The sequence below is a fragment of the Streptomyces sp. NPDC001443 genome (assembly GCF_053597355.1).
Genome location: NZ_JBSFIA010000001.1, coordinates 60,935 through 87,562 on the forward strand (window position 1 = coordinate 60,935; position 26,628 = coordinate 87,562).

At 72.4% G+C, this 26,628-nt stretch carries 23 protein-coding genes and 1 tRNA gene; 14 read left to right on the plus strand and 10 right to left on the minus strand.

All coding sequences use genetic code 11. From position 1 onward, the window contains the following. Positions 1-109: 109 nt before the first annotated feature. The 3 genes from ACWC24_RS00310 to ACWC24_RS00320 all read right to left on the minus strand — a co-directional run bounded on the left by ACWC24_RS00310 (position 110) and on the right by ACWC24_RS00320 (position 4,114). Positions 110-1,129, minus strand: a complete 1,020-nt coding sequence (locus ACWC24_RS00310) for an SEC-C domain-containing protein (protein WP_450660587.1) — start codon at positions 1,127-1,129, stop codon at positions 110-112. A gap of 91 nt (positions 1,130-1,220) precedes the next feature. Next, positions 1,221-2,696: a beta-1,6-galactanase gene (locus tag ACWC24_RS00315; protein WP_450660588.1), complete on the minus strand. Its 1,476-nt coding sequence runs from the start codon at positions 2,694-2,696 to the stop codon at positions 1,221-1,223. Positions 2,697-2,863: 167 nt separating this feature from the next. Further along, on the minus strand, positions 2,864-4,114 hold the full coding sequence (locus ACWC24_RS00320; protein ID WP_450660589.1) for a cytochrome P450: 1,251 nt from the start codon (positions 4,112-4,114) through the stop codon (positions 2,864-2,866). A 398-nt stretch (positions 4,115-4,512) separates the two neighbouring features. On the opposite strand from ACWC24_RS00320, the gene ACWC24_RS00325 reads away from it, so the two are divergent. Then, positions 4,513-5,286 (plus strand): class E sortase, encoded by a 774-nt coding sequence (locus ACWC24_RS00325; protein ID WP_450660590.1) that lies wholly within the window; start codon positions 4,513-4,515, stop codon positions 5,284-5,286. Here ACWC24_RS00325 and ACWC24_RS00330 read toward each other — a convergent pair. Then, the gene (locus ACWC24_RS00330) at positions 5,264-6,658 is read right to left on the minus strand and encodes an MFS transporter (protein ID WP_450660591.1); all 1,395 of its coding nucleotides are present in this window, start codon (positions 6,656-6,658) and stop codon (positions 5,264-5,266) included. The two genes, ACWC24_RS00325 and ACWC24_RS00330, sit on opposite strands and share 23 nt — an antisense overlap. A 122-nt stretch (positions 6,659-6,780) precedes the next feature. Here ACWC24_RS00330 and ACWC24_RS00335 point away from each other — a divergent pair, with 122 nt between their 5' ends. From ACWC24_RS00335 to ACWC24_RS00350, 4 genes are all read left to right on the plus strand, one after another. Then, the gene (locus ACWC24_RS00335) at positions 6,781-7,338 is read left to right on the plus strand and encodes a winged helix-turn-helix transcriptional regulator (RefSeq protein WP_450660592.1); all 558 of its coding nucleotides are present in this window, start codon (positions 6,781-6,783) and stop codon (positions 7,336-7,338) included. A gap of 94 nt (positions 7,339-7,432) precedes the next feature. Continuing rightward, positions 7,433-7,744: a DUF6412 domain-containing protein gene (locus ACWC24_RS00340; RefSeq protein WP_450660593.1), complete on the plus strand. Its 312-nt coding sequence runs from the start codon at positions 7,433-7,435 to the stop codon at positions 7,742-7,744. 142 nt (positions 7,745-7,886) lie between these two features. Next, a complete protein-coding gene (locus ACWC24_RS00345; protein WP_450660594.1) occupies positions 7,887-8,612 on the plus strand; it encodes a YidC/Oxa1 family membrane protein insertase in 726 nt (241 codons plus the stop codon). A gap of 162 nt (positions 8,613-8,774) precedes the next feature. Further along, on the plus strand, positions 8,775-9,644 hold the full coding sequence (locus ACWC24_RS00350) for a fumarylacetoacetate hydrolase family protein (protein WP_450660595.1): 870 nt from the start codon (positions 8,775-8,777) through the stop codon (positions 9,642-9,644). 91 nt (positions 9,645-9,735) lie between these two features. Here ACWC24_RS00350 and ACWC24_RS00355 read toward each other — a convergent pair whose 3' ends face one another. The 3 genes from ACWC24_RS00355 to ACWC24_RS00365 form a co-directional block, all read right to left on the minus strand. Then, positions 9,736-10,611, minus strand: a complete 876-nt coding sequence (locus ACWC24_RS00355; RefSeq protein WP_450660596.1) for an LLM class F420-dependent oxidoreductase — start codon at positions 10,609-10,611, stop codon at positions 9,736-9,738. A 96-nt stretch (positions 10,612-10,707) separates the two neighbouring features. After that, positions 10,708-11,208, minus strand: a complete 501-nt coding sequence (locus ACWC24_RS00360; RefSeq protein WP_450660597.1) for a heme-degrading domain-containing protein — start codon at positions 11,206-11,208, stop codon at positions 10,708-10,710. After that, positions 11,208-12,275: a Gfo/Idh/MocA family oxidoreductase gene (locus ACWC24_RS00365; protein WP_450660598.1), complete on the minus strand. Its 1,068-nt coding sequence runs from the start codon at positions 12,273-12,275 to the stop codon at positions 11,208-11,210. Before ACWC24_RS00365 ends, ACWC24_RS00360 begins: the two co-directional genes overlap by 1 nt. A 209-nt stretch (positions 12,276-12,484) precedes the next feature. Between ACWC24_RS00365 and ACWC24_RS00370 the strand changes: the two genes are divergently transcribed. The 5 genes from ACWC24_RS00370 to ACWC24_RS00390 all read left to right on the plus strand — a co-directional run bounded on the left by ACWC24_RS00370 (position 12,485) and on the right by ACWC24_RS00390 (position 17,618). Further along, positions 12,485-13,564 (plus strand): ROK family protein, encoded by a 1,080-nt coding sequence (locus ACWC24_RS00370; protein ID WP_450661016.1) that lies wholly within the window; start codon positions 12,485-12,487, stop codon positions 13,562-13,564. A 231-nt stretch (positions 13,565-13,795) separates the two neighbouring features. Continuing rightward, the gene (locus tag ACWC24_RS00375; protein WP_450660599.1) at positions 13,796-14,902 is read left to right on the plus strand and encodes a hypothetical protein; all 1,107 of its coding nucleotides are present in this window, start codon (positions 13,796-13,798) and stop codon (positions 14,900-14,902) included. An 85-nt stretch (positions 14,903-14,987) separates the two neighbouring features. Then, positions 14,988-15,767 (plus strand): HAD-IIA family hydrolase, encoded by a 780-nt coding sequence (locus ACWC24_RS00380; RefSeq protein WP_450660600.1) that lies wholly within the window; start codon positions 14,988-14,990, stop codon positions 15,765-15,767. 105 nt (positions 15,768-15,872) lie between these two features. Then, entirely contained in the window at positions 15,873-16,202 is a 330-nt protein-coding gene (locus ACWC24_RS00385; RefSeq protein ID WP_450660601.1) for a hypothetical protein, read from the plus strand. Positions 16,203-16,583: 381 nt separating this feature from the next. Beyond that, positions 16,584-17,618 (plus strand): glycoside hydrolase family 6 protein, encoded by a 1,035-nt coding sequence (locus ACWC24_RS00390; protein ID WP_450660602.1) that lies wholly within the window; start codon positions 16,584-16,586, stop codon positions 17,616-17,618. Positions 17,619-17,693: 75 nt separating this feature from the next. Here the strand turns inward: ACWC24_RS00390 and ACWC24_RS00395 are convergent, their stop codons facing one another. The 3 genes from ACWC24_RS00395 to ACWC24_RS00405 all read right to left on the minus strand — a co-directional run bounded on the left by ACWC24_RS00395 (position 17,694) and on the right by ACWC24_RS00405 (position 22,286). Further along, positions 17,694-19,631, minus strand: coding sequence for a galactose oxidase-like domain-containing protein (locus ACWC24_RS00395; RefSeq protein ID WP_450660603.1), 1,938 nt, complete (start codon positions 19,629-19,631; stop codon positions 17,694-17,696). Continuing rightward, positions 19,628-21,631: a glycosyltransferase family 2 protein gene (locus ACWC24_RS00400; protein WP_450660604.1), complete on the minus strand. Its 2,004-nt coding sequence runs from the start codon at positions 21,629-21,631 to the stop codon at positions 19,628-19,630. Before ACWC24_RS00400 ends, ACWC24_RS00395 begins: the two co-directional genes overlap by 4 nt. Before the next feature lie 581 nt (positions 21,632-22,212). Continuing rightward, positions 22,213-22,286: transfer RNA gene (locus tag ACWC24_RS00405), tRNA-Lys, on the minus strand. Between the two features lie 219 nt (positions 22,287-22,505). On the opposite strand from ACWC24_RS00405, the gene ACWC24_RS00410 reads away from it, so the two are divergent. The 4 genes from ACWC24_RS00410 (at position 22,506) to ACWC24_RS00425 (ending at position 26,613) form a co-directional block, all read left to right on the plus strand. Next, positions 22,506-23,873 carry a peptidoglycan-binding protein gene (locus tag ACWC24_RS00410; RefSeq protein WP_450660605.1) on the plus strand — a complete coding sequence of 456 codons (1,368 nt, stop codon included), beginning with the start codon at positions 22,506-22,508 and terminating at the stop codon, positions 23,871-23,873. Positions 23,874-24,040: 167 nt separating this feature from the next. Continuing rightward, a complete protein-coding gene (locus tag ACWC24_RS00415; RefSeq protein WP_450660606.1) occupies positions 24,041-25,252 on the plus strand; it encodes an SPFH domain-containing protein in 1,212 nt (403 codons plus the stop codon). A gap of 96 nt (positions 25,253-25,348) precedes the next feature. After that, positions 25,349-25,954 (plus strand): lytic polysaccharide monooxygenase auxiliary activity family 9 protein, encoded by a 606-nt coding sequence (locus ACWC24_RS00420; protein WP_450660607.1) that lies wholly within the window; start codon positions 25,349-25,351, stop codon positions 25,952-25,954. 203 nt (positions 25,955-26,157) lie between these two features. Further along, positions 26,158-26,613 carry a DUF3592 domain-containing protein gene (locus tag ACWC24_RS00425; protein ID WP_450660608.1) on the plus strand — a complete coding sequence of 152 codons (456 nt, stop codon included), beginning with the start codon at positions 26,158-26,160 and terminating at the stop codon, positions 26,611-26,613. Positions 26,614-26,628 lie beyond the last annotated feature (15 nt).

Below are 26,628 nucleotides of genomic sequence, written 5' to 3' on the forward strand. Positions count from 1 at the left end.
GTTATCGTGAGGGACTTGTACGAGGTGTAACGGGATCGGAACAAATGCACTCGGTGTCCGTTGACACGCCTCCTGGGGACGGGCCCGGGAAGCGCGCCGCCGCCCGCGCTCACGCCGTCGGGACCCCGTGACACCCCTCGTACCCCCGCCCCGACCCGCACCAGCACACCGCCCCCCGCTGCGGGGGCCAGACGATGGCTCGGCCTCGGGCTGCCAGGGTGGTGGCGTACTGGGGGAGGAGGGCGGTGTCGGACGGGGTGGTGGCTTCCGAGGCGGCGAAGGCCTCGTAGGAGGGGACCGTGCCGGTGACGATGCCCAGGTTCGGGGTGCCGGACGCGGACAGTTCGCGCAGGGACGCCTCTATCGTCGCGAGGTGCTCCTCGTGGGAGGGGTACTCCGCGGCCAGCGGCGGGTAGGCGGCGAGGAGTTCCGTCAGTTCCTGGTTCGGCCAGTGCAGGACCGCGACCGGGAAGGGGCGGGAGAGGGCCTCGCGGTAGGTGCCGAGTTCGGCGCGCAGGCGGGAGATCTCCGCCGCCAGCTCCTCGGGGTTGTCGGAGCCCAGGGACCAGACGCGTTTGGGGTCGTGGAGCTCGTCCAGGGAGATCGGGGACGAGTTCAGGGAGTCCGCCAGGGTGTCCCAGTCGTCGTGCGCCACGCCCAGCATGCGGCGTACCCGGTGGCGGCCGAAAAGAAGCGGGTGGGTGGCGTACGGGGGCTCCGAGGTGTCCGTGAGGAGGAGCCGGACGCCCTCCGTGAACGTCTCCTGCGCCGCCTCCAGCTCGTCGTGGGACTCCAGGGACTCCGCCACGATCACCCAGGGGGCCGCATCGCGCGGGGCGGCCGTGCGGATGCCGTCGATGATCGCCCGCGCCTCCGCCTCGTGGCCGTACTCCCAGAGGTTCGAGGCCTTCAGGGCGCGGACCAGGTGGGGGTTGTCCAGCGGGTCTGACGTGCTCAGCAGGCGGTCGTAGAGGGTGGACGCGGCGGGGCGGTCGCCGGCCAGTTCCAGATGGGCCGCGGCCTGCAGCAGCAGGGCCTCGGCGTCCTCGGGATACAGGCCGGCGGTCCGCTCCAGGCGTGCCGCTTCGGCGGTGTGGTCGACGTTCTCGGCAGGCGTGTCGGGGCGCATGGTTGACACCGTACTGCCGGGCCCGGCGGAAAGTGAGATATCTGCTGGCCAGGGCGCCGGGCCCGGAAGGCCGTCGGGTCCGCGTCGGGTGCTACGCCGTGACGCCGTCGATCTGGAGCGTCTGGACCGACTTCGCCGCGAAGGGCACGCTCACCGTCTTCCCGCTCAGATACGTGTCCGAGTGGGCGGTGTAGAGGTCGCCGCCGCCGGTGGTGAGCGTGTTCCAGCGCGGGACCAGGCCGCCCGAGCCGCCGGTCACGGTGGTGAAGCGGGACAGGTCGAAGGTCAGGGTCTGGGCCGAGGCCGCGGTGTTCGCGGCGACGACCACCAGGCGTTTCGCGCTCGCGTCGTAGGCGGCGGCCGCGTAGCTCACACCAGTGTCGATGATCTTCATTCCGGGGCGGATGTGACGGCTGAACTGGGCCATCACGTAGTACTTGGTCGTCACCGCGCCGGCCGCCAGGGTGTTCGCGTCGTACGCGATCATCGCCCAGTTCGTGGACGGGTCCATCACCTGCCAGTAGACCCAGGCGGTGGGGTGCAGCCAGCGGAAGTCGTAGAGCAGATTGCTCGCCAGGGTCAGGCCGGTGCCGTCGTTGTCGCCCGTCTCCGAGTTCCACAGGGCCTTGCCCGCCGTCGTCACCACGTCCGTGTAGAGGAGGTCGCGACGGCCGCCGGAGCCCTGGTAGCCGTGGACGTTGACCCGGTTGACGTACCCCTTCGTCGTCGAGCTGAAGGAGTTCCAGGTGGTGCGGGCCAGGTCGTAGCTCGTCTCGTCCGAGGCCGAGATCTTGGTGCCCGTCAGGCCGCGCTTGTCCAACTCGCTGCGCAGGTACGGCAGCACGGCCGCCTGCACGGTGGCGTCCATGTGACAGCCCTCCTGGGTGCCGGTCGCCGTCCACCAGCTCGAGCTGGGCTCGTTGAAGGGGTCGATCGTCGCGAAGTTCACCCCCCAGTTCGACTTCGCGTACAGCGCCACCGCGGCCAGGTGGGAGGCGTGCTGGCGGTAGTTCCAGGACTGGAGGTTGTTGCCGCCGTCGGCCGCGCCCGACGGGTTGTGGTTCAGACACATCCACCACATGGGGGAGTTCGCGAACAGCTCGGTCGTCGCGCCCCGGGCGGTGGCCTTCACCAGCATCGCCCGCTGGGCCGCGTCCGCCGTCCACTTCCAGGCCGTGGAGGTCGGGTCCTCGTTGTTCCAGTCCTGCCAGTAGCCCTCGATCTGCTTGAAGGCGGGGATGTTGGCGGAGGCCGTCATGCTCTCGCCGCCGACGCTGTTCCAGCTGCACGCGCCCAGGTTGTAGCGGGCGATGTTCAGGCCGAGGCCGGGCAGGGCGGTGCCGTTGTACGTCACCGACCTGGTGGTGAAGAAGACGTCGGCGAAGTCGTCCCGGGCGCCGAAGACATTGGCCCACCAGGCGAGCGAGGTGCCCCAGCCCTCCCAAGTCCCGTAACCCACGGAGGGGTTCACGGCGATCGTGGCGTCGGCGCGGGCGGTGCCCGTCGCCAGGGTGCTGCCGAGGACTCCGGCTCCCGCCGCGGCCAGCAGGGTTCTGCGTCGGATCATTCGCGTCTCCGATTCCCTCAACTACCGGTTTTCGAACCGGTGTTGGTGCCTGTCCCGTTCATGGCAACAGGAAGCATCGGGTGTGACGCGTGGGATGTCGAGCGTTCTGACAGCCCTTTCTCAAACCTATGGAAAAAGCCGGGGTCCGGGCGGCCGGGCGACCGGGGTCACCAGGTGACCGGGAGCGTCCGTGGTCCGCGGATGAGGCCCTGGAGCTGGAACTCCACCTCCCGGGCCGGTACGGCCAGCCGGATGCCGGGGAAGCGGTCCAGCACCGAGCCGATGATCACCTCGGCCTCCATACGGGCCATGATCGCGGCCAGACAGTGGTGCGGGCCGTGCCCGAAGGCGATGTGACCGGCGCCGTCGCGGTCGAAGTCGAGGGCGTCGGGGTCGGGGAAGACGTCGGGGTCGCGGTTGGCGGCGACATAGGCGTTGTAGATCACCTCGCCCGCGCGGACCAGATGACCGCCGACCGTCACGTCCTCGGTGGCGATGCGGGGGATGCCGACGCCGTTGCGGTGGGGCACGTAGCGGAAGAGCTCGTCGACCGCCTTCGGGAGCAGTCCGGGCTCGCGGCGCAGCCGCTGGAGGTGCTCGGGGTGGGTGAGCAGCGCGTACATCATGGAGCCGCTGTTGTTGCGTACGGCGTGACCCCCGCTGACCTGGATGGCCATGGCGAGGGACACCGCCTCGTCGTCCGTGATCTCACCCGTGGCGGCGGCCTGCGCGAGGACGCCGGCCAGGTCGTCCCGGGGGTCCTCGCGCCGGCAGTCGAGCAGGTCGACGATGCGGGCGCGGGTCGCCGCCCGGGCCGCCGCCGCGCGCTCCTCGGAGTCCGCGCCCGCGGACAGCAGGGCCTCGCCGGTCTGCGCCCAGCTGTGCCAGTCGCTCTCGTCCACCCCGAGGAAGTCGCGGATCACGGCGATCGGGAACGGGCCGTGCAACCGCTGCATGAGGTCGGCCGGGGGACCCGCCGCCTCCATCGCGTCGAGCAGCCCGGCGGCCGTGCGCTCGGCCATCGGGCGCAGCCGCATCATGCTCTTCCCGGTGAACGCGCGGGCGACGACCCGGCGCAGCTCGGTGTGCCGGGGCGCGTCGATGTACTGGAGTCCGGCCTTCTGGGACGCCACCGGCGTGGGCCGCATGGTGGTCACCGAACGGCCGACGAGCTCCGCGCGGGAGAAGCGCGGGTCGGAGACGACGAACCGGACGTCCTCGTAGCGGGTGACCAGCCAGGCGTGCCCCTCGCCGTGCGGCAGCCTGATCCGGGTGACCGGCTCGTCGCGCAGGACCTCGTCCAGGAAGGGGTCGGGGTCGAGGGCGGGCAGGTCCTCGACGGGCCAGAACCGCACGGGCGGGGGCGGTGCGGCGGCGCCCGGGGCGGTGGAGGGCTCGGAGTCGGGGTCGAAGGGCATGGCACACCACTCCCGTGCGTCCTGGGGTACCGGGAGCCGGCTGGGGCTTCCGCCATGGACAGCCTGCCCGAGCCCGCGGCCGGGCGCGCGCCGGTGCGGCCGTTCGTGGGAGGCCAGGGGGCAGGGGGCAGGGCCGTGGGTGGGCGGTCGGCGGTGCGTGGGCCTGGAGACTTCGGGCCCGGCCGTCTATCTTGCGGCCGTCTGTCCTGCGGTCGGCCCCGGCGGGCGGAGGTGGCGGCGTGCGGATGCGTACGAGTACGGGTTCCCGCGTGCGTACGAGTCCACGTGCGTGTACGAGTTCACGTACACGCACGGGTACGCGGCCACGCTCACCGGTGTGGGCGTGGGCGTGGGCGCGGTCGCGGCCCTGGCCCCGGGTCCGGCCGCGCTCCCGGGTCGTGGAGCACCGCACCCGGCGCCGTCGCGCACGGCTGCGGCGCGCGGTGTGGGGGACGGGTGAACTCCTCGTCACCGCCGGGCTCGTGCTGCTGCTTCTCGTCGTCCACCAGCTGTGGTGGACCAACCGCGAGGCCCGGCAGGGCGCCGATCGCAAGGTGCAGGCGCTGGAACGGCAGTGGGGCGCGGAGACGGATCCGTCCGCCGGCGGCGGTGCCGCCGGTTCCGCGACGGCCTCCGGGACCGGGGCCCCCGAGCCGGCCGCGTCCGGAGGCCCGAGCGGCACCCGCGCCACCGCCGGCCGGCAGGCCGCGGCACCCCGGTGGTCCCAGGCCTACGCCGTCCTCGACATCCCCCGCCTGCACCTGCGCGTCCCCGTCGCCGAGGGCACCGGCAAGCGCGATGTCCTGGACAAGGGCTACGCCGGCCACTATCCCGGTACCCAACAGCCCGGCCGGGCGGGCAACTTCGCCGTCGCCGGGCACCGCAACACCCACGGCGAGCCGTTCCGGCACCTGGACCGGCTGAGGAAGGGCGACGAGGTCCGGGTGGAGACCGGGGGCGCCGTCTACACGTACACCGTCGACCGGACGCTCCCGCAGACCTCGGCGCGTGACTCCGGTGTCATCGCGCCCGTACCCCGCAGCCTGGTGCGGCCCGGCTACGGCTACCGCGCCCCCGGCTTCTACATCACCCTCACGACGTGCACCCCGGAGTACACCTCCCGCTACCGCATGGTGGTGTGGGGCACGCTCACTTCCATGCGGCCACGCTGACCGCGCCGACCGCGGCGAGGGCCGCCGACACCACCATCGCGATGTCCGCGCCGTGCGCCAGGCTGCCCGCCGAGGTGGCGATCGCGATCGTCAGGGCCACGCCCGCGCAGGAGCCGATGTAGCGGAAGGTCTGCTGCGCCCCCGAGCCCATCGCGGCACGCTGGGCCGGTACGGATTCGACCGAGAGCAGCGGCAGGGCGGCGTTGAGCAGGCCGCTGCCCACACCCGCGACCAGCATGCCGGGCAGCAGGCGCGGCCAGGAGCCCGCGTCGAGCGCGCCGAGCATGGCCAGCACGCCGACCGCGTGCAGCGCGAAACCGAGGGCCAGCTGGTGGCGCGGGGCCATCCGGCCCGCGAACCGCCGGGCCTGCAACGCGACCGCGAAGGACAGCCCGGACCAGAGCAGGAACAGCCACGCGGTCTCCAGCGCGGAGAGCCCGAGGGAGCGTTGCAGCAGCGTCGGCAGGAAGCTGAACAGGCCGATGACGGCGAGGCCGGTGAACAGGCCGCCCGCCGAGGAGGCGAGGAAGCGGGGCCTGCGCAGCAGCGCGAGGTCGATCATCGGGGCGGCGGAGCGGCGCTCGACCAGGGCGAAGGCGCCGGTGAGCAGCACGAACGCGGCCAGCAGCAGGCCGACCGGCGCGCGCAGCCAGCCGTCCCGGCCCAGGGTGAGCGCCGCGACCAGGGCGACCAGTGCCAGCCCGAAGGTCACCGCGCCGGGCAGGTCGGGGCGGCCGCCGCGCGGGGCGCGCGACTCGGACAGGGTGCGCGCCGAGAGCCCGGCCACGACCAGGGCGGCGGCGCCGAGGACGGCGTAGCCCAGCCGCCAGTCGGGCAGCGACCCGGTGAGCAGCGGGCCGACGGCGATGCCGCCGCTGACGAACGCGCCCCACACGCCGGTCGCGTGCAGCCGTCCGCGCGGGGTGGGGAAGGCGTGCACGAGCAGTCCCAGGCTGCTGGCGAGCAGGGCCGCGCTCGCCGCGCCCTGGGCGACCCGGGTCAGGGTGAACAGCCAGGTCGAGCCGGCGAGGGCGCCGAGCGCGGTGGTCAGGCCGAGCGCGAGCGTGCCGGCCACGAAGATCCGGCGGCGGCCGTAGTCGTCGGCGAGGCTGCCGGCGACCAGGAGCAGGGCGGCCAGACCCAGCGGGGTGCCGTTGAGCAGCCAGGCCTGGGCGGAGACCGGGGTGTGCAGGTCGGCGGCCATGTCGGGGAGCGTGACCATCGGCGCGGTGTACGTCATCAGCGCCACGGCGGTCGCGGCGCTGGTCAGGGCCAGGGTCGCGCGGGGGCGCGCGGGCGGGTCCGGGTGCTGCCCGCGCACCGCGCCGGTGGCTGTGCCGGGGGTCGTGGCGGGGGAGTCGAGCCGGGTCATGGCTGTCCTTCCGGGGACGGCGACGAGCGAGTTCGGTCAATGAACTTACTGACGCCTCCGACCGTAACATCCATGGTTCGGTCATTGAACCAATAAGAGGGAAAGTGGCTACAGTGGACGTCATGGCACTGGGCAAGGACTACGCATCGCAGGAGTGCTCGATCGCCCGAGCACTGGAGATCGTCGGCGAACGCTGGACGCTGCTGGTGATCCGCGACGCCCTCTACGGCGTACGGCGCTACAACGACTTCCTGGTCCACCTCGGCATCCCGCGCGCGGTCCTCGCCTCCCGGCTCCAGTCGCTGCTGGCCGAGGGGATCCTGGAGAAGCAGCGCTACCAGGAGTCGCCGCCGCGCGACGAGTACGTCGTCACCGAGCGCGGCGCGGCCCTGTGGCCGGTGCTGCGCTCCCTCGGCCGGTGGGGGCGCGAGAACATCGACGGGTCCGTGCTGCGCGAGTTCCGGCACGCCGACTGCGGCACGGAAATCGGCTCGTACGGCGAATGCCCCGCCTGCGCAACCGTCGTACCGGTTCCGGACGTCCTCATGTTGCCGGGACCGGACCTCGATCCGGACCCGGCGAACCCGGTCAGCCGGGCCCTGCTGAAGCCCAGGCGACTGCTGGAACCCGTCGTCATGGAACCCGTCGGCGCGGAATCCGCCGACGGGGATCCCGCCTGACGGATCCCCTCCGGCGGATCGCGTACGGCCGGCAGGGCACACGCACGACCGGCAGGGCACGCACGGGTACGAGAGGGCGAGAGGAGAAGGGGCGATGATCCGCAGCCGGGCCGTGGTGCGCCCGCTCGCCGTGCTGCTGGTCCTGCTGCTCCAGATCGCGCTGCTGGACACCGGCAGCCTCTCGGCCACCGTCGCATTCGCCGCGACCGCCGCGGCCGCCTCCGCCCTCTGCCTCTGTGCCCGCCTCGCCGCGCGCTGCGCACCCGCCGTGCCGCCCACCCGGGTGCGTACGGCCATCCGCGACCGGGCCCGCCGTACGGCGTTCCTGCCCCAGCGCGACCCCGACGCCCCCGGCCGGCGCAGGCCCAGGGCCCCCGGACCCGCCCTCCCGACGATCTCCGCGTAGGCCACGTCGGCCGGGCGCTTTCAGGGCACCGCACTTCCTTCCTGCGGTGACCCCGCACCCTCCGACGTGACCGCACCCGGATCGTCATGCCGTCGCACAGCCACCCGCTCCCGGCACGACGAGACCCCCGGAGGGCTCAGCCATGTCCGTTTTCGCGCACCTCGTCGAGCAGCTCGCCGACCTGCTCGATCCGCTCTTCCACGCCTCCGCGGCCGCCGCCGCGATCGTCCTGTTCACCGCTCTCGTACGACTCCTCGTGCATCCCCTGTCCCGGGCCGCGGCCCGTGGCGGCCGGGCCCGGGCCGCGCTGCAACCGCGGATCGCCGAACTGCGCAGGCGGCACGCGAAGAACCCCGAGAAGCTCCAGCAGGCGGTACTGGAACTGCACGCCGAGGAAAAGGTGTCGCCGCTGTCGGGCTGCCTGCCGAGCCTGCTCCAACTGCCCGCGTTCTTCGTGCTGTACCACCTGTTCTCGAACCGGACGATCGGCGATGCCCCCAACGACCTGCTGAATCACCGGCTGTTCGCCGCGCCCCTCGGCGGCCGTTGGGCCGACGCCCTGGCCGACGGCGGGGCGTTCGGAGCGGCGGGACTCGTGTACGTCGGACTGTTCGTGGTCGTCGCCGCCGTCGCCGTCTTCAACTACCGCCGTACGAAGCAGATGACCGCGACCACGGCCGGTGTCGGGGACGGGGACGGGGGCGGCGCGGGCGAGCGGCTGCCCGGTCTCGGCGCGGTCGGCAGGATCATGCCGTTCATGTCCTTCTTCACGCTCTTCACCGTGGCGGTCATGCCGCTGGCGGCCGCGCTGTACGTGGTGACGAGTACGACCTGGAGCGCGGTGGAACGGGCGGCGCTCTACCGCTGACGGCCCGCCCCCGCATTCCGCCAGGCGGCCTCCGGGGCGATCCCTTTCGGTCCAGTCCGTGAACAGAGTCTTGCGGACTGGACGGGGAGCTTGGACGATCGACCGGTTCTTCGATGGCCGTGTCCGTCGGCCGGGCGCCCGCGAGCGAGGGAGATGGTGACCATGAAGCTGCTGCGAGTGGGTGCGGCGGGTGCGGAGCGGCCCGCGCTGCTCGACGCCGGAGGCGTCCTGCGGGACCTGTCCGGCCTCGTGGCCGACATCGACGGGGCGCTGCTCGCCGACGAGGCCGCGCTCGGCCGTGTCCGTGCCGCCGCAGAAGCCGTCGAGGGCGACGGCGGGCTGCCGGTGCTGGACCCGGACGGGCTACGCGTCGGGCCGCCGGTGGGGCGGATCGGGAAGGTCGTGTGCATCGGGCTGAACTACCACGACCACGCCCGGGAGACGGGGGCGGAGCCGCCCGCCGAGCCCGTCATCTTCTTCAAGGCGGCGGACACCGTCGTGGGACCGGACGACACGGTGCTCGTACCGCGCGGTTCCACCAAGACCGACTGGGAGGTGGAGCTGGCCGTCGTCATCGGACGGACCGCCCGCTACCTGGAGTCGGCGCAGGAGGGGCTCGCCCATGTCGCGGGGTACGCGGTGGCGCACGACGTGTCCGAGCGCGAGTTCCAGATCGAACGGGGCGGGACCTGGGACAAGGGGAAGAACTGCGAGACGTTCAACCCGCTGGGGCCGTGGCTGGTCACCGCCGACGAGGTGGCGGACCCGCAGGGCCTCTCGCTGCGGCTGTGGGTCAACGGGGAGCTGAAGCAGGACGGGTCGACCGCCGAGCAGATCTTCCCCGTGGGTGAAGTGGTGCGTTACGTCAGCCAGTTCATGACCCTGTATCCCGGCGACGTGATCAACACCGGTACTCCGGCGGGGGTCGCCCTGGGGCGGCCGGAGCCGAAGCCGTTCCTGCGGGCCGGGGACGTGGTGGAGCTGGAGATCGACGGACTCGGCCGCCAGCGGCAGGAGTTGAAGGACGCTTGAGCGCTCCGCCGGGGGCGGGGCGGGGTGCGGGCGGTGGGCGCGGGGCCGTCGTGGCTCGTCGCGCGGTTCCCCGCGCCCCTCGACCGTCGCGTCAGCCCAGCAGCTGTGCGAGCCGGCGCCAGCCGGCCCTGGGCAGGGAGTCCCGTGGGTCGCCGTCGATCAGCTGTAGTGCCACGTGGTCGGCGCCCGCCTCGCGGAAGCTCTCGATCCGCTCCCTGATCCGGGAGTCGTCGCCCCAGGCGAACACCGCGTCCACCAGGCGGTCGCTGCCGCCGTCGGCCAGATCGTCCTCGGTGAAACCGTTCCGGAGGAAGTTGTCGGTGTAGTTCGGCAGGGAGAGGTAGACGGCGAGTGCGGCGCGGGCCCGGTCACGGGCCAGTGCCGGGTCCGTCTCCAGGATCACCTTCAACTCCGGTGCCAGCAGCGGACCATCGCCGAGGATCTCGCGTGCCAGGGCCGTGTGTTCGGGGGTGACCAGGTAGGGGACCGCGCCCGCGGCCCGGTCGCCCGCCAGCTTCAGGGTCTTCGGGCCGAGCGCGGCCAGCACCCGGCGCCCGGCCGGCACCCCGGCCGCGTCCAGGGCGTCGAGATAGGAGACCAGTGCCGAGTACGGACGGCGGTACTGGTCGGCGATCTTGGCGTGGCTCACCCCGAGACCCAGTACGAAACGGCCGGGGTGGGCCTGTTCCAGCTCGGCGAAGCGGGCCGCGCTGTCGGCGGCCTCGTACTGCCAGATGCTCTGGATGCTGGTGCCGACCACCAGCCGGGAGGTCGCCGCCAGGAGCGGCGCCGCGTGCCGGGCGTTGCTGCTGCTGCCCAGCCAGGCGGCTCGGAAACCGAGTTCCTCCAGCTCGGCCGCGGATTCGGCGAGTTCGCCGCGTCGGGCCGGGTCGTCATGGCGCAGGCCGGCGCTCCAGATGCCGTACCGTCCGACGGTTTCCTTCAATGCGTCTAATGCGTCACTCATCGCCCGCGGTCCCTCCGGTTGGGTGCTGCGCCGTGCCGTGCCGTGTGGCGCCGGTCGTACAGCGGTCCCAACCGGAGGGACTCCCGGATCATTCCGTCACAGGCCCAGGAACTGCTCCAGGACCTCCACCACGAACCGGTGGTCCTCCAGCTGCGGCAGCCCGGAGACCGTCACCGAGCCGATCACGCCGACGCCCTCGACGTTGATCGGGAAGGAACCGCCGTGCGCCGCGTACGCGTCGGGGTCGAGACGGGAGGAGTCCTCGAACGTGGTGCCCTTGGCCCGGAACCGGGCGCCGACGAGGTAGGACGCCGCGCCGTAGCGCTCGACGACCCGGCGCTTGCGGGCGATCCACGCGTCGTTGTCGGGGGTGGAGCCCGGCAGCGCGGCGTGGAAGAGCTGCTGGCCCGCGCGGTGGATGTCGATGGCGACCGGGGCCTGGCGTTCCCGGGCCAGCTCCACCAGGAGCGAGCCGAGGGCCCAGGCGTCGTCGTGGGTGAACTGGCGGAACACCAGCCGGCGTTCCTGGGCCTCCAGGTCCGCCACGCTCGGGGTGATCTCGGGAGTGAAGCGGGGGGTGACCTCGCGAGCGCTCATCACAGGTTCACCGCCACGCCGTCGCGGGCCGAGCGGCGGGCCGCCTCCAGGACGTCGAGGGCCGCGGCCGCCTCCAGCGCGGTCACCGGGTTCGGGCCGCCGTCGGCGAGGGCCTTCGCCACCGCCGCGTAGTAGGCGGGGTAGTCGCCGGGAAGCGTCGGTACGGCGTCGCCGCCACCGGACAGCGGGGACTCGCCGGAGCCGAGCCGGCCCCACAGCGGCTCGGGCTCCGTGCCCCAGCCGGCGCCGGGGCGCTCGCCGTCGCGCAGCGCCGCCTCCTGCGGGTCCAGGCCGTGCTTGACGTAGCCCGCCTTCGAGCCCAGCACCCGGAAGCGCGGGCCGAGCTGGGCGGTCGTCGCGGAGACGTAGAGGTGGGAGCGGACGCCGCTCGCGTGCGTGAGGGCGATGAAGGTGTCGTCGTCCGCCGCCGCGCCCGCGCGCCGGACGTCCGACTCGGCGTACACCTGCGTGACGGGGCCGAACAGGACGAGCGCCTGGTCGACGACGTGGCTGCCGAGGTCGTAGAGCAGACCGCCGATCTCCGCCGGGTCGCCGGACTCGCGCCAGCCGCCCTTGAGCTGCGGGCGCCAGCGCTCGAAGCGCGACTCGAAGCGCCAGACGTCGCCCAGCTCGCCGCCCTCGATCAGCTTGCGCAGGGTGAGGAAGTCGTTGTCCCAGCGGCGGTTCTGGAACACGGACAGCAGCAGGCCGCGCTCCTCGGCGAGGGCCGCGAGCTCGCGGGCCTCGGCCGCGGTGCCCGCGATCGGCTTGTCGATCACGACCGGCAGACCGGACTTCAGCGCGGCCGTGGCGAACGGCACGTGCGTCTTGTTCGGCGAGGCGATGACGACCAGGTCGAGGTCGGCGGAGCGGTCGAACAGTTCCTCGGCGTTCACGGCGACGCGGACGTCCGGGAACTCCTTGCGGGCCTGTTCCTGGCGCTCGGGGTTCGAGGTGACCACCGTGTCGAGGACCAGGCCCTCGGTGGCGGCGATCAGGGGGGCGTGGAAGACGGAGCCGGCCAGGCCGTAGCCGATCAGGCCCACGCGGAGGGGGGTAGCAGTCATGCCCCCTACTTTCGCAACGCTGTTGCCAAAGTGCAAGCGCGGGGGAGAATGGCGGGGTGAACAGGACCAGGGGTGGCAGTGTCGGCGGGAGCGCCGGCAGCGGCGGTGCGGTCGGCGGGACCGGGACCGGGAGTGGGGCTGGGGCCGGGGCCGGGAGCGGTGGCGGCGGGAACGGCGGCGGCCGTACGGGCGCGACGGCCGGCGCCAATCTGCTCGCGCTGCGCAGCCACAACACCGCGCTGGTCCTCGACCTGCTGCGCACGGCGGGCACCGGGGGCGCGGACGGCATAAGCAGGCTCGAACTCGCCGAGCGGACCGGGCTGACCCCGCAGGCCGTCAGCAAGATCACCGCCCGGCTGCGGGCCGAGGGGCTGGCGACGGAGGCGGGGCGGCGCGCCTCGACCGGCGGCAAACCGCGCACGGTGCTGCGACTGGTGCCCGAGGCGGGGTACGCGGTCGGCGTGCACCTGGACCGGGACGAGTCGCGGGCCGTCCTGGTCGACCTCGCCGGGAGCGTGGTGGCGGAGCGGGGCGGTCCGCTGGACCTGGGAGCGGGGGCCGAGGCCGTGGTCGCGGCGGTGGCTCGGGAGGCGGAACTCCTGGCCGCGGCCCGGCGCTCCGGCTCCCTCCTCGGGGTCGGCGTGGCCCTGCCGGGCCCCCTCGACCACACCCACGGCGTACTGCACCGGGTCACCGGCTTCCCCGAGTGGGACGGATTCCCGCTGCGGGACGCGCTGGCCGGACGGCTCGGCGGGGTGCCGGTGGTCGTCGACAAGGACACCAACGCGGCGGCGCTCGGACTGGCCGTCGGCGGCGAGGGCGGCTCCTTCGCCTATCTGCACCTCGGCACCGGACTCGGCGCCGGGCTGGTCGTGGGAGGTGGCGTCCACCGGGGCGCGCGCACCGGGGCGGGGGAGTTCGGGCACCAGGTCATCCAGCTCGACGGGCCGCCGTGCGGCTGCGGCGACCGCGGCTGCATCGAGGCCCTGTGCCTGGACGCCGTGGCGCGCGGCGACATCGAGGAAGCGGCCCGGGTGCTGGGCGCGGGCGCGGCGAACCTGGTGGGACTGCTCGACATCGACCAGGTGCTGCTCGGCGGGCGTACGGTCGCCGCGGCGCCGGAGCGGTTCGTGCGGGGCGTGGCGCAGGTGCTCGACGCGCGGGCCCGGCGCGGGGGCGCGGCCGAGGGCGCCGTGCCGGTGCGGGTGGCGCCGGGCGGGGCGCGCGCGGTCGCGGAGGGAGCGGCGCAGTTGCTGCTCGGGCCGCTGTTCGGGCGGGACGACACCTGAGGCGGGGGAGCCGCGGGCGAGTGTGCGGCTCCTGGGTCTGCCGGGTCCGGGTCTCCGGGGCGTGGGGCCGTGGTTCCCGGGGCGGCAACCGGGGGTGCGCCGATCGGACGGAATTGCACACTCGTTCGAGTTCTGTCGTCCTTCGGCCCGGCACGGCGTCAGGGCCCGGCCGCCTTCGTCGGGCAGGGTCACATGACCATGCGACCGTGCACGCCCGCTTCCCTGTGTCTGATGGCAGCCGCCGCCCTGCTCCCCGTAGCGACGGCGCCCGCTTCCGCGGCGACCGCTGCCGCCGTGACCGCCTCCGACCCGACCTGTGCCACCTCCGACGGCAACGCCTTCCCCCTCACCACCCGGATCCGCGGCGGCCCCGGCTCCTACGAGCCCGGCGGTGGCTACGGCACCTGGTACCTGGACCTCACCAACACCACCACCCGCCCCTGCGCGGGCATCCACCCGGTCGTCGTGCTGGTCGACGGGCAGCACACCCTGAAGCCGACCCAGCCGCTCCTGGAGTTCTACGACGGCCCGCGCCCGCGTGCCGTCCGCTTCGAGACGACCGACGAGGACGAACTGGTCGGGGCGTTCGACGCGGAGGACGACGGCAAGGACGACTTCGCGGGCTTCACGGTCGCCCCGCGCAAGACCCTCACGGTGAAGGTCCGGCTCGCCCTCACCTCCGACACGGCGGCCAAGGACATCACCCTCAACGCGGCCGTGGTCCAGCGTCACAAGGACGACGGCGACTGGGTCGGCGAGTCGAACGCCTACCGCTTCCGCGTCGCGACCGACGCGGATTCCGACGCCCATCCCGACGCCGACGCCGACTCGGGTACGGGTACGGGTACCGGTACGGGCACGCATCCCGACCCGAACCCGAACCCGAACCCGAGCCCGAAACCGAACCCGAAACCGAACCCGAACCCGAACCCGGACACCGAGGCGGGTGCCCACGCGCGCACGGACACCCCGGCCGCCACCGGCACCGTACGCCCGCCCGGCGCGTCGTCCCCCCGTCCGAGTCCTGGTACCGGTACCGGGACCGGCAGTGATCCGGACGCCGCGCCACGCACCCCCGGCGGTTCCCCCGCCCCCAGCGCCGCCCCGCGGCCCCGCGCCTCGGGCACCTCCTCCGCGTCCGCCACCTCCTCCGCGTCCGCCACCACTCCCGACGACTCCACCGGCCCGGCCGCTTCCGCCTCGGCCGACGACGTCCCCTTCGTCGAGGAGCTCGCCGGTACCGGCCTCGGCGCCCCGGCCGCCGTGCTCGCCGCGACCCTCGCCCTGCTGCTCGCCGGCGGTGCGCTGGTGCTGGTACTGGTGCGCAGGCGGCGCTGACCACGGAGCGGAAGGCCGGTTCCGCAAGATCGGGCCTGTGCCTAGGCTGGGGCTCACGTACCGCGTACGGCAGGAGACCTCGCACATGGCAGACCGCAGGCCCATCGAGTCGTGGCTCACCGACATGGACGGTGTGCTGATCCACGAGGGCGTCCCGATTCCCGGCGCCGACGCCTTCATCAAGAAACTCCGTGAGTCCGGCAGGCCGTTCCTCGTGCTCACCAACAATTCGATGTACACCCCGCGCGACCTGCACGCACGGCTGCGGCGCATGGGCCTGGAGGTGCCGGTCGAGTGCATCTGGACCTCGGCGCTGGCCACCGCCCAGTTCCTGGACGACCAGCGGCCGGGCGGCACGGCGTACGTCATCGGCGAGGCCGGCCTGACGACCGCGCTGCACGACATCGGCTACATCCTCACCGACCACGAGCCGGACTACGTCGTGCTCGGCGAGACCCGGACGTATTCGTTCGAGGCGATGACGAAGGCCGTGCGGCTGATCCTCGGCGGCGCCCGCTTCATCTGCACCAACCCGGACGAGACCGGCCCCTCCGCCGAGGGCCCGCTGCCCGCGACCGGCGCCGTGGCCGCGCTGATCACCCAGGCGACCGGCCGCAAGCCGTACTTCGCCGGCAAGCCCAACCCGCTGATGATGCGCACCGGCCTCAACGCGATCGGCGCCCACTCCGAGAACAGCGCGATGATCGGCGACCGGATGGACACCGACGTGCTGGCCGGCATGGAGGCCGGGATGCGGACGTTCCTGGTGCTCACCGGGCTGACCCGGCCCGAGCAGGTCGAGGACTTCCCGTACCGGCCGTCGGAGATCGTGGACTCCATCGCGGATCTCGTCGAACGGATCTGAAACGCCCGGCACCGGGCGATCCACCCGTACGGAGCAGCGCGGCCCCGGCCGGGGATGCGCGGCCGTGCCCTCCGGAGGAGCCTCCAGGTACCAGGAGGTTTCACGATGGGTTCAAGGAACGTCGCTCTCTGCGCCGGTGTCGCGGCCGTCGTAGCGGTACTGGCACCGGCGGCCCGCGCCGCGGCCGCACACGCGCCCTCGGCCGCCCCCGACACCCCAGCGGCGGCGGCCGCGCACGCCCCCGCGGTCGTCCCCGGCGCCGTCCCCGGCGCCGTCGACGGCGGCGGTGGCGGCGGTGGCGCCCCCTTCGTCTCGGTGGACATCTACGCCGACGGGCCGGGCGCCTCCCGCCCCGTCACCGGCCTGGTCCTGGCAGGTGCCGCCGCCACCGCCGTGATGCTCCGCGGCACGCGCCGCGGCCGCGGGACGGACTGAAGGTCACCGGCCCGGTCGGCGGCCCGCTCCCCCTTGGGGACGCCGGCCGGGCCGGTCCTCGACCGCGTGCGCACGGGTCGCGGGAGTAACCCGGCGAGCGACGCGGGAGGTCGCGAAGGCCATGGTGAGTGCAAGGCCGGCCGGGGCCGGGGCCGTCCGAGAAGACTGTAGAACGGATGGGTCCGCGGGCCTAGAGGGCGTATGACACCGGGTTCTCGTGCCATGGCTCTCCGTCATCCCCGCAGGTGGCCCCCGAGCGCGCCGCGTCGAGGCCGTAACCGCTCGCTGACAAGTTCGGACGACCCGTGGGCGTACGGGCAGGTATGCCAGGATTGGCACCGGGAAAAACTGGGCAGAACAGTGCGCTCTAGGGGGAGTTGGATGTATCGCACGAGGGGGGCGCGGTCCTCGGTCAGGGGTGGGATCTCCGTGGTGGCGCTGGGGGCGGCGCTGGCTGTCACGGGATGCTCCTCGGGCGGCGGGGACGACGGCGAGCCGGGCGGCGCGGCGAGCGCCGGGGTCACCCAACAGCCCGAGCGCACCGACCCGTTCTGGGTGAACCCGGACGGCAACGCGGCACGGCAGCTCGCGTCCTACGCCAAGGCAGGCCGTGAGGACGAGGCCGGGCAGATCCGCAAGATCGCCGAGCAGCCGACCGGTGAGTGGATCGGCCCGGAGAACCCGGAGCAGGAGGCCCGGGGCTTCACCGAGGCCGCCGACCGGGTGGGCCGCACCGCGTTATTGGTCCTGTACGACATCCCGCACCGCGACTGCGGCCAGTACTCGCAGGGCGGCGCCGGCGACGGGGACACCTACCGGGCCTGGATCGACGGCGTGGCCCGGGGCATCGGGGACCGTCCCAGCACGGTGGTCCTGGAACCGGACGCCCTGCTGCACCTGGTGGACGGCTGCACCCCGGAGGACTTCCACGCGGAGCGCTACGACCTCCTGCGGGGCGCCGTCGACAGGCTCAAGTCCCTGAAGAACACGAAGGTCTACCTCGACGCGGGCAACGCGGGCTGGGGCCACCCCGACCAGGTGGCGGACGCGCTGCGGCGGGCCGGTGTCGCGAAGGCCGACGGCTTCGCGGTGAACGTCTCCAACTTCTACTCCACGAAGGACTCCCTCGCCTACGGCAGGCAGCTCTCGGCGAAGGTCGGCGGCAAGCACTTCGTCGTCGACACCAGCCGCAACGGCAACGGGCCCTACACACAAGGCGATCCGGACGAGCGCTGGTGCAACCCGCCGGGCCGGGCGCTGGGCACGCCGCCGACGACCAGGACGGCGGACGCGCTGGCCGACGCCTACCTGTGGGTCAAACGGCCGGGGGAGTCGGACGGCGAGTGCAAGGGCGGCCCCAAGGCGGGCCAGTGGTGGCCCAAGTACGCACTGGGCCTGGCGCGGGCCACCCGCTGAGGCCGACGGAACGGTCATCCGGCCGGCGGTGTCCCCGCGCCTTGAGGGGCGCGGGGACGCCCACCGGCCCGTCGGCTAGGGCACCTTCACCCACTGCGCCTCGCTGGGCGTGCCCCGGTCGTCGTCCACGAACAGCATGTACCAGCCCGACGGCACCAGGTTGCGGCTCTTGGGCACGGTCACCGTGATCCGGTCGCCGGAGGCGGTGAAGTCCAGCGCCACCGACCGCTGGTCGACGTCCGTGACATGGGTCGAGGCGCTCGGCCGGATCAGCCGTACCTTCTTGATCGCGGCGGCGTGCCGCGAGGTGAACGTGCCCGTGCCGCCGCGCGCGATCGTCCGCGGGCCCCCGGACAGCGACGGCCGCGCGTCCCGGTAGAGGTAGGGCGGTGTGTAGATCTCGATGCGCTGCTCGAACGTGCCCGGCTTGGTGTCGGCCCTGTCGCCGTACAGCGGGTCCGAGCCGAAGAACATCACCCGTCCGTCGGGCAGCAGCAGCGAGCCCGAGTGGTAGTTGCGGCCCACCAGCGGGTCGGCCACCCGGTCGAAGGTGTTGGTGTCCGGGTGGTAGATCCGGGCCTGGAGGATGTCGGAGTCGCCGCGCCCCCGGTAGTCCCGCGAGCCGCCCGACACCAGCACGGTGTCGTCCGGCAGCACGGAGGACTGCGGGTACCGGGTGCCCTCCTCCAGGGTCGGCCCGTCCGTGAACGCAGGGTGGGCGTCCTTCAGGTCGATGATCCGCGTCCGGTCGCTGGACAGCTTGGACTCGCCGACCCCGCCACCGCCGATCACCATGAACCGCTCGCCCTGCGCGGGTGGCAGCAGCACCGTGCCCGACGTCTCCAGCCGGTCGGGGTCGCTCAGTCCGGGCAGCTTGGTGAACCGGTTGGTGGCCACGTCCCAGACGCCCGGGTCCCGGCCGACGTTGTCGGGTCCGTAGCCCGCGTTGGAACCCGAGTAGAAGATCTTGCCGTTCTGCATCAGGAACAGCGCCGGATACGTCGGGAACTGACGGATCGTCGAGGTGTAGGTCCACTTCCCGGTCGCCGGGTCGAAGATCTCGTTCTTGCCCGGGACCAGCTGGCCGATGTCGTCGAGGCCGGAGACGCTGAGGATCTTCCCGTCGCTCAGGGTGGTGAGCGTCGGGTACCAGCGGGCCTCGTTCATCGGGTCGACCTTGATGTACTTCTCGGCGACCGGGTCGAACTCGTAGGCGTCCCGGATTCCCTGGAAGTCCTTCTTGTCGAGCGCGAGCTTCTGCGCGATGCCGTACGTGTTGCGGGCGTCGACCCCCGTCAGGCCCTGGACCAGATAGTTGTCCTGGGTGCCGGTCTCGTACGCCGAGCCGCGTTTCTGCGCCTCGACGTAGATGCGGCCAAGACCCGGATCGTTGCGCAGGAACCGGCCGGTCGCCGGGTCGAACACCTTCTTGGCGCGCGGTACGAGCACCGGGTCCTTGGAGACGAAGGTCTTGCGGTTCTCCTTGCCGGTGAACCGGGTGCCCGCGTGCAGGGTGATCGGCCGGTCGGGGTTCTCGTTGTGGACGATCATCAGGCCGCCGGCCTTGGTGACGTCGCCCTTCAGCTTCTCGTACCGCTTGGTGCCGCCCGCGATCAGGATCCTGCCGTCGGCGAGCTGGGTGTGGCCGGTGCAGAACAGGTCGCTCGGCGTGGGCACCTTCTTGACGGTGCCCTTGACCGGGTCCCAGATGCGGCTGTCGAACTTCTTGGCGTCGAAGTTGTCCTGGTTGTTGCCCGATCCCGCCACGAGCAGGACCTTGCCGGTGTGCAGCAGGACGGCGTGGATGGTGTCCTGGCGGTACTCCTCGGGGAACTCCACGATCTGCCAGTGGCCGTTGTCGGCCTTGTACTGCGGTCTGTTGATCGCGTACTCGTGGTACTTCTCGGTCCCGAAGCGGTACATCCACGGGCCGTTCATCCCGGCCAGCGCGAGGACCACCGCCGTTCCCACCGCGAGTCGCCGTGCGCGCCGTCGGCCGGCTCGCTCGCTCATTCCTCACGACCTCCGGGTCCGCCCAGGGCTATCTGCATGGTCTGGTCGCCGCTCCCGCTCGACGCGGCCCGGCCGGGCCGGGGCGCCGGGCCGTGCGCGGTGTGCGGACCGTGCGGTCCGTGCGGCGCGTGGGAGCCGTGGGCCGCGTCCGGCCCGGCCGTGGTGACCTGCGGCGGGACCGCGTCCCGCGGCTCCGGGGCGGGTCCGGCGGCCTGCTTCCCGGTCCGGCGCAGCGTGTACCGCCAGGCGAGGATCGGCGACGCGGTGATCAGCAGGGCGAGCGAGGCCCAGACCACCATCGCGGGGTGGGCGTGCCCCTGCGCGAAGCCGGCCGTGATCGACCCGGCGAACACCACCATGAAGAACAGATGGATACGGAAGGTCCCGAACAGGGTGTCCGGACTGGCCGAGTCGCCCTTGGGCGTCACCACGAACCGGCTCTTGCGGCGCAGCACCGTGTCCATCAGCGAGCGGGCGTAGATCGGCGCGGACAGCGCCGACATCACCATGCCCGCCACCCCGCCGGAGCCCTCCGGCTCGTGCGGGGAGACGTTGTGCCGCCGGTTCCAGACGTACAGGCCGATCTGGAGCGCGGAGGCGTTGCCGTAGAGCATCAGCCACGCGGTCGGGTCGATGTCCACGCCCGAGGCGCCCAGGCCCAGGAACAGCGCGCAGCTCAGTGCCGCGAGGATCCAGTTCAGGGCCGACATCGGATAGAAGATGATCATCATCGTGTAGTTGAAGAGCTTGCCCGGCGGCAGCGAGAAGAAGCCCTTCCAGTACTGCTTGAGGATGGTCTCGTAGGTGCCCCGGGACCAGCGCAGCTGCTGGGTGAAGAAGTCCGTCCAGGCGTTCGGCCCCTCGCCGACCGCGAGCACGTCGGGGGTGTAGACCGACCGCCATTTCTTCCCGGTGGCCGGATTGCGGTGCCGGTGGATCTCGAACCCGGTCGCCATGTCCTCGGTGATCGAGTCGTACAGGCCGCCGATCTGCTTCAGCGTCCTGATGCGTACGGCGTTGGAGGTGCCGACGAACATCGGGGCGCCGTAGAAGTTGCCGGCGCGCTGGATGAGCGCGTGGAAGAGGAACTGCTGCGACTCGGCGGCCTTGGTGACGAACGTGTCGTAGTTGCCGTAGACCTGCGGGCCGATGACGAAGCCGACGTCCGGGTCGCGGAAGAAGCCGAGCATCCGCTCCAGGTAGTTGGGCAGCGGCACGTGGTCGGTGTCGACGGAGGCGAAGTAGTCGTACGCGTCGCCGTGCGCCTCCAGCCAGGCGTTGTAGTTGCCGTGCTTGGTCTTCGCGCGGTGCGGTCCCTTGGGCCGGTTCCACTTCTCGACGCCCTTGCGGGAGAAGTGGTGCACGCCGAGCCGGGCGCAGACCGCCTTGACGTCGGGGTCGTCGCCCTCGTCGAGCAGCCATACGTGCAGCAGTCCCCGGTGGCGCAGCCGGACGGCGGCCTCCAGGGTCCGGGTCACCATCTCCAGCGGCTCCTTGCCGGGCACGAAGGAGGTCAGGAAGGCGACTCTGGTGCCGGTCTCGGGCACGACCGGGACCGGGTCGCGGGCGACCAGCGTGGCGTGCGCGTTCGACAGCACGTTCATGCAGCGGAAGAACTCGATCAGGCCGATCGAGACGAGCATGACGACGTCGAGCGCCGGCAGCCAGGAGTAGGCGGGGTAGTCACGCGAGGTCCAGTGCTCCGGCCGCAGCAGCCAGCCCAGCAGGACCAGGGACAGCAGAGGCGCGGCGCCCAGCATCAGGGCGGCCCGGATCCGGTGCGGCTCCTGCGAGAGCAGCGAGCGGTACTCCACCCGGTACGGCTTGGCCGGGTCGGGCTGGGTCAGCGGACCCGCCAGCCGGCTGTAGTGCTCGTAGTCGTATCTCGGCAGTGTCCTCTTCGCCCGGCGTAACTGGCCGGTCGGATGCGTGGGCACTCTCAGCTGTACCGTCTCTGACGGATCTGGATTGTGCCGGGCGCCCGTCGGCGTCGACGTCATGAGTCATCCCCCCACAACACGCAGGTCTGCGCGTGCCTGTCGGTTTCTGACACCTGCCATGGACCCCCCGGCCCGCACAGGTGTTTCAGTGGCGAGGCGCAGTCGCCGTACAACTCATGGACACGGAACTGCGCACTCCCGGTTGCGGGGCGCCCCCCTGGACACACCCCCGTGAACGGGTTCCTTCTCCCCGCATCAACGGCAACCGGCTTCTTGTCCCCCAAGTGCCGTCAATCGACGGCATTCCGGGAAACAGGGTTCTACGGCGTCCGGCCTGATCGCAAGACGCGAAACGCGGTGTTTACCGGTCATACGCGCTCATTGTTGCAGCCGTGGGGGAGTTGTGGATCAGTTGTGGACAGTCGGGTGCGAATGTTTCCGAAGTGATTTCTTACGGCTGTTTCTGGCTGCTTCTGCTCGAATCGCATCCCCCGAGCGCACCGTGCACGATGTCCCGGCGCCGGCGGCAGGACGAGCTTCTCGATCGGCTCCTGGAGGTCTCGGGCTGCCATGGCGAGAGAGTGTTATCCGGCCACACAACGAAGAAGCCCCTCGCTGCTGCGAGGGGCTTCTTCCGTCTGTGCGCCGCCAGGGACTCGAACCCCGGACCCGCTGATTAAGAGTCAGCTGCTCTAACCAACTGAGCTAGCGGCGCTTGCTGACGTCGTTAACTCTACATGACGTGCGGAGGTGCTTCCGACCACCTCCCGACCGCCTCCCGGCCGCCCCGGAGCGGCCCCGGCCCTTCGGCCCCCTCCGGCCGGCCGCTGTACATCGTTCGGACCGTCAACATGCGCACCCGGAAGACAGTTGGGAAACTGATCTACGTGTACACGCGCGGACAGGCCCACCTGGAGTGTGAGGGGAATCGCACATGAGGACTCCGGTATTCGAGGAATTCGATCCCGCGAGCGACTGCGACTGCCCGGGTTGCGCCCTGTGGCGCCGTGTCCTGCCCTTTTCCCGCACCCGCACCGCCGGCCGTCCGGCCGTCCATCGCGTCCTGGCCGTGGCTGCCGCCTCCGCCGCGTCCGCGGCGTTCGGCGCGGTGGCCGCGGCACCCGCGCACGCCGCCCCGCACGGACCCGCCCGGCCCGACGTCCCCGCAGGTGACGAGCCCGGCGTCCCCGCAGGTGACGAGCCCGGCACCCCGCAGGGCGGCAAGACCCCGCTGCACGGTCCCGGCCGTGGGCAGAGCGGTGCGCCGGGCGGGCTCAAGACGGCCGGGACCACCCGTACGGAGATCATCAACCGGGCGAAGAAATGGATCGACGCGAAAGTGCCGTACAGCATGCTCGCCTATTGGTCCGACGGCTATCGGCAGGACTGCTCGGGTTTTGTCTCCATGGCCTGGAACCTGCCCGGAAACGAATGGACGGGCAGCCTGGACCAGTACGGGGAGCGCGTCACGAAGAAGACGGTCCAGCCCGGCGACATGCTGCTGTTCCACAACGTGAAGGACCCGCAGAAAGGCTCGCACGTCGTCATCTTCGGTGGCTGGACGGACCACACGCACACCTATTACACCGTCTATGAGCAGACGCCGCCGCACGCCCGCCGCCAGGGCACTCCCTACGCCTACTGGAGCCACTCCGACAAGTACGTCGCCTATCGCTACAAGGGGCTCGCGCCTGCGGCGGCGGCCGCGAAGCCGGCCGGCAGTGGCGGAAAACTGATCACGGCGGGCGGACGGCCGGCCGCCCGCGAAGCGGTGACGCCGTACCCCGGAGCGGCCTACTTCGGTCCCGGCGCGAACAACAGGTACGTCGCCCAGCTCGGCCGGATACTCGTGAGCCGGGGCGCGGCCGCCTACTACGCCACCGGTCCGGGCCCCCGCTGGTCGGACGCGGACCGCAGGGCCACCGAGGCGTTCCAGCGCGCCCAGGGCTGGACGGGCGCGGCCGTGGACGGGCGGCCCGGCCGGCGGACCTGGGAACTGCTGACCGCCGGCGCGGGCCGGGACATCACGGCCGGGACGGGCCCGTCGGAGCGTCCCGTCGAGATCCCGGCCTACCCGGGCCGGGGCATGTTCCGGCCGGGCGCGGACAACGCGTACGTCGCCCAGCTCGGCCGGCAGTTGGTGAGGAAGGGGTTCGGCAAGTACCTCACCGCCGGGCCGGGGCCGCGCTGGGGCGAGCCGGACCGGCGGGCGGTCGAGGCGTTCCAGCGCGCCCAGGGCTGGCGGGGCGGCGCGGCGAACGGCTACCCCGGGCCCGAGACCTGGCGCCGGATCTTCTCGTGACCGCCGGGCCGCGGGCCGGACCTCGCCCCGACCCCCCGCCCCCGGCCCGCGGCCCGGCGGTCACCAGCGGCCCACCGGCGACCACGCGCGGCCCCACCGACGACCACGCGCGGACCCCTTACTCGCCCACCGATGTGACGCATCTGGCGCGGAGGCTGGAGGCACGTATGAGCGGTACGACCACGTCACAGACGCCCGAGTCCGGCGGACCGGGACCGGCCGAGGGGCAGTACGCGCCGGGCCGGGCCGAGGGGCCGCACGCGCCGGGCCGGGCCGAGGGGCAGGACGGACCGGGTCCGGCCGAGGAGCAGTCCAGGCCCGTCCGGCTGATCCAGAACGAGGTGACCACCGAGATCCCCGTCCATCTGCTCTTCCGTGACGAGCCGGAGCCGGTGTCCGTACCGGTCGGGCCCGCGGTGGTGGGGCGCCGGCAGGGCACCGGCGAGCAGCCGCGTTTCCGGCGCCCCGGACTCGCGACCGCGCCCGGCCTGCCGCAGGTCGACCCCGACCTGGTGGAGCACCGCGGGCGGGCGCTGCCCGGCGCGCTGGGCGTGCTCGCCGGGGCCTGCGGGACGGCCGGCTGCGCGGTGGTCTCCTGGTGGACGGGTGCGCTGCCGGTGCCGGTCGCGCGGGCGCTGTGGCTGCCCGCGTCGGCGGGTGCCGGGCTCGGTCCGGCGCAGTGGGCGGCGTACGCCGGGACCGTGGCGCTCGGACTGCTCGGGTTCGGCGGTCTCGCCCGGGGCAGGACCGGGCAGGCCTGGGTGCTCGACCAGTTCGGCCGCTACCGGGGGACCGTCCGGCGCACCGGCCTGACGTGGGTCAACCCGCTGCTGCTGCGCCGCCGGGTCGACGTGCGGCTGCGGCACTGGCGCAGCGAGCCGATGCAGGCGGCCGACGGCAACGGGGTCGCGCTGCGGGTCCTGGTGCTGGTGGTGTGGCGGGTGCGGGACACCGCGCGGGCCACGCTCGCGGTCGAGGACCACGAGACGTATCTGCGCGAGTGCGTGGAGGCGGCGCTGGCCCGGGTGCCGGTGGAGATGCCGGGCCCGGCGCACGGCTCGCTGGACGCGGCCGCCGACGCGCTGGGCAGACAGGTGGCACGGGACGCGGGGGCGGTCGGCCTGGAGGTGTTCTCGGTCCGGCCGGTGCGGGTGGAGTACGCCCCGGAGGTCGCCGCCGCGATGCAGCGCCGCCGGATCGCCGCGCTGGACGCGCGGCAGCGGGCGAGCGTGCTCACCTCGGTCCTCGACTCGGTGGAGGACACGGTGACCCGGCTGACCATGCGCGGACTGGTCGAACTGGACGACTACGAGCGCAAGGCGCTGGTGAAGGACCTGACGGTGGCGTTCTGCGCGGGCCGCGGGGAAGCAGGCCCGTGATTGGTATGGACATGTTCAATTGACGGCAATAATCTGAGACTTGGTCTAGACCTGCACGCCTCAGTGAACCTCCCCACGTTCTCCAGGAGCGGCAGTATGCGCACACGGACCAAGTGGTACGCCGCCGTGGTGGGCCTCGCCACCACCGGAGCCTTCGTGCTCTCGGCCGGCGGCGCCAGCAGCCACGGCTACACCGACCTCCCCGTCAGCAGGCAGAAGCTCTGCGCGAACGGCACGGTCACGAACTGCGGCGACATCCAGTGGGAGCCGCAGAGCGTCGAGGGCCCCAAGGGCTTCCCGGCCGCCGGTCCGGCCGACGGCCGGATCTGCTCGGGCAACAACACGCGGTTCGCCCAGCTCGACGGCCCGAAGACCCCCTCGGGCGGAGCCTGGCCGACCACCAAGGTGACCGGCGGACAGAGCTACACCTTCCGCTGGCAGTTCACCGCCATGCACGCCACCACCGACTTCAGGTACTACGTCACCAAGGCGGGCTGGAACCAGAACCACAACCTGACCCGCGCCGACCTCACCACCACGCCGTTCCTGACGGTGCCCTACAACGGCCAGCGCCCGCCGTCCACGCTCTCCCACAGCGGCACGCTGCCGTCCGGGCTGAGCGGCCACCACGTCATCGTCGCGGTGTGGACGATCGCGGACACGGCCAACGCGTTCTACGCCTGCTCCGACGTCACCTTCTGATCCCCCCACGGGCGGGGTCCGGGCGCGCCGGTTCCACCGGTCCCGGCGCGCCCGGGTCCGTCCTGCGCGGATCCGCCGCCGGACGCCCTTCGGCCCGGTGAGTTCTGAGCGTCCCTTGAGCCGATCGGCCGCTGCCCGGGGGTAGGTTCCTGGCACGCCTACCGGGGGGTAGGGCGGACCGGAGATCGGGGGATCCCATGGAAATGATGTTCTACGCAGCACCCGGCCTGATCATCGCCGTGATGTGCCTGATCGCCTACACCGCGCTGCGTCGCCTGATGCGGTTCCGGACGGCCTGGAAGAGCGGGCTGACCGCGGAGGCCCGCTGCCTGCGGACCTTCACCACGGTGCACGGCGGCAGCGGTGACACGAGCGTGAGCACGACCCTGCACCACGTCTACGAGTTCACCGCGCTCGACGGCCGCACCGTCCGCTTCGAGGAGGAGGACGGTCCGGCCACCGTCATGGAGGGCGACTTCGTCACCGTGTACTACAAGGACGGACCCCGCGAGGTGTTCGCCACGGCCCAACCGCCGCACCGGGGCCGGGCGGCGACGGCGACCGCCGTCGGCGTACTGGTCTTCTGCGGACTGGTCGTCGGGCTCTGCGTCGGATTCATGGTGATGTTCACCGAGGCCGTCTCCGCGTCCGACTTCTGAGCGGACCCGATGGCG